The organism is Loktanella salsilacus, from assembly GCF_900114485.1.
GTDB classification, from domain to species: Bacteria; Pseudomonadota; Alphaproteobacteria; order Rhodobacterales; family Rhodobacteraceae; genus Loktanella; species Loktanella salsilacus.
This window is the reverse complement of the sequence record NZ_FOTF01000069.1, coordinates 1-1,582: the sequence shown is the minus strand read 5'-3', so window position 1 is coordinate 1,582 and position 1,582 is coordinate 1. Positions and strand designations below refer to the sequence as shown.

Sequence of the window (1,582 nt, the reverse complement as noted above, 5' to 3'; positions counted from 1 at the left end):
GGTTGAGCCAGACGGGTCCGGCGGGTTGCCAGTTGCGGGTTTTGCCTGACCAGCGTTCTGGGTTTTGCGCACGCGCATTTGCATAGAGCATGGCGCGGTTTGCCAGCGTTGCGCGGTCATGGCCAGCGTGGCGTGCGCCCGGAGTGACGAAGCGGATGGCGCTGTGCAGATGCTCGCCGTTATACCAATTGGCGAAGGATTTTACCCAAGCCTGAGCATCTGTTTTTGTGGCAAAGCCCTTGCTTGGCCAGTCCGGGCGGTATTTGCAGGTTCGGAACAGAGCCTCCGAGAAGGGATTATCATTGCTGACGCGCGGGCGGCTGTATGACGCGGTGATGCCAAGTTTCTCCATGGTCGTTTTCATTGTGGCACCCTTCATGGGGCTACCATTGTCGGCGTGCAGAACGAGCGGTTGCATAAAGCATCCCTCGGCCAGCACTGCCTGCCGGATCAGGACAGCCGCCAGCTCTGCGCTCTCGCGCTCATGAACTTCCCAGCCAACAATCTTACGGCTGTAGATGTCCACGATCAGGTAGAGATAGAAGAACATGCCTGCCACCGGCCCGGGCATCCACGTGATGTCCCAGGTCCAGACCTCGCAGGGCCCGCTGGCCTGATAGCTGGTGGGCGGTTTGCGCCGGACTGGGGGCTTGGTCCGGCCACGGTGATGCTGCTGACCATCCGCACGCAGGATGCGGTAGAAGCTGGACTCGGATGCCAGATACCGCCCCTGATCGGCCAGTTTTGGCACGATCTGGCTTGGGGGCAGACTGCTGAACTCCTTTGAATTACAGGCTTCCAGCACCGCCGCGCGTTCGGCAGCGCTCAGCTTGTTCGCGGGGTCCGGGCGCGGCACGAGGGGCCGTTGATCGACGTGAAGCTGGCCGTCTTTCGTCCAGCGCCGCAGAGTGCGATCACTGATTTCCAGCTCGGCACAGGCCTTGGCGCGCTGCACGCCGGCGGTAACGGCATCTTCGATCAGCATCGTTGCTGTTTGGCGATGTGGGGTGCTGATCATGCGTCCTCTCCGTCCCCCCAGATCGCTGACGCCTTTTTTCTGAGAACCAGAAGCGCTGCAGTTTCGGCCAATGCGCGGTCTTTGCGGGCAAGCTCCCGTTCCAGACCCTTGATCCGCTTTTTTTCTTCCTTGGTCGCCTGACCCAGACGGGCAGTGCTCGCACGATCCCAGTCATTTGCCTGCTCGCAAGCCGATCGCCACGCCGCGATCTGCGTCGGATAGAGTCCGCGCTTGCGGCAGTATTCGGCCAAATCAGTTTCGTTCAGTGCTGCCGTTTCCAACACCGCCGCGAACTTGTCGCGCGAAGACCAACCCTCAGGGCCAGCGTCAGCGTCAGGCAGAAGCTGCCCCTTGCTGCGCGCATCAGCCCGCCACTTGTGCAGTGTAGCCTCGGAAATCCCTTCATCCTGCGAAAGCTGCCGAATGGCCAAGTTATTCGGCGGCAGCATCCGCTTCAGAACAGCCGATTTTCGTTCTGGTGAGTATCCCACGTCATTGTCCTATCCCGCCCACCTGAAAATTAGAGAAAAGTAGAGCAGCGGACAACAACCCTGACAGAGGGGG

1 protein-coding gene is annotated in these 1,582 nt (G+C 60.6%); it reads right to left on the bottom strand.

Annotation, left to right across the window (positions count from 1 at the left end):
* Positions 1-1,467, bottom strand: a protein-coding gene (locus BM131_RS19830; protein ID WP_245754349.1) for an IS3 family transposase whose coding sequence is annotated in 2 segments (ribosomal slippage) — positions 1-1,041 and positions 1,041-1,467 — 1,468 coding nt annotated over the 2 segments. Because the reading frame shifts where the segments join, the coding sequence is not laid out codon by codon here. This gene is flagged as partial in the annotation.
* Positions 1,468-1,582: the final 115 nt, after the last annotated feature.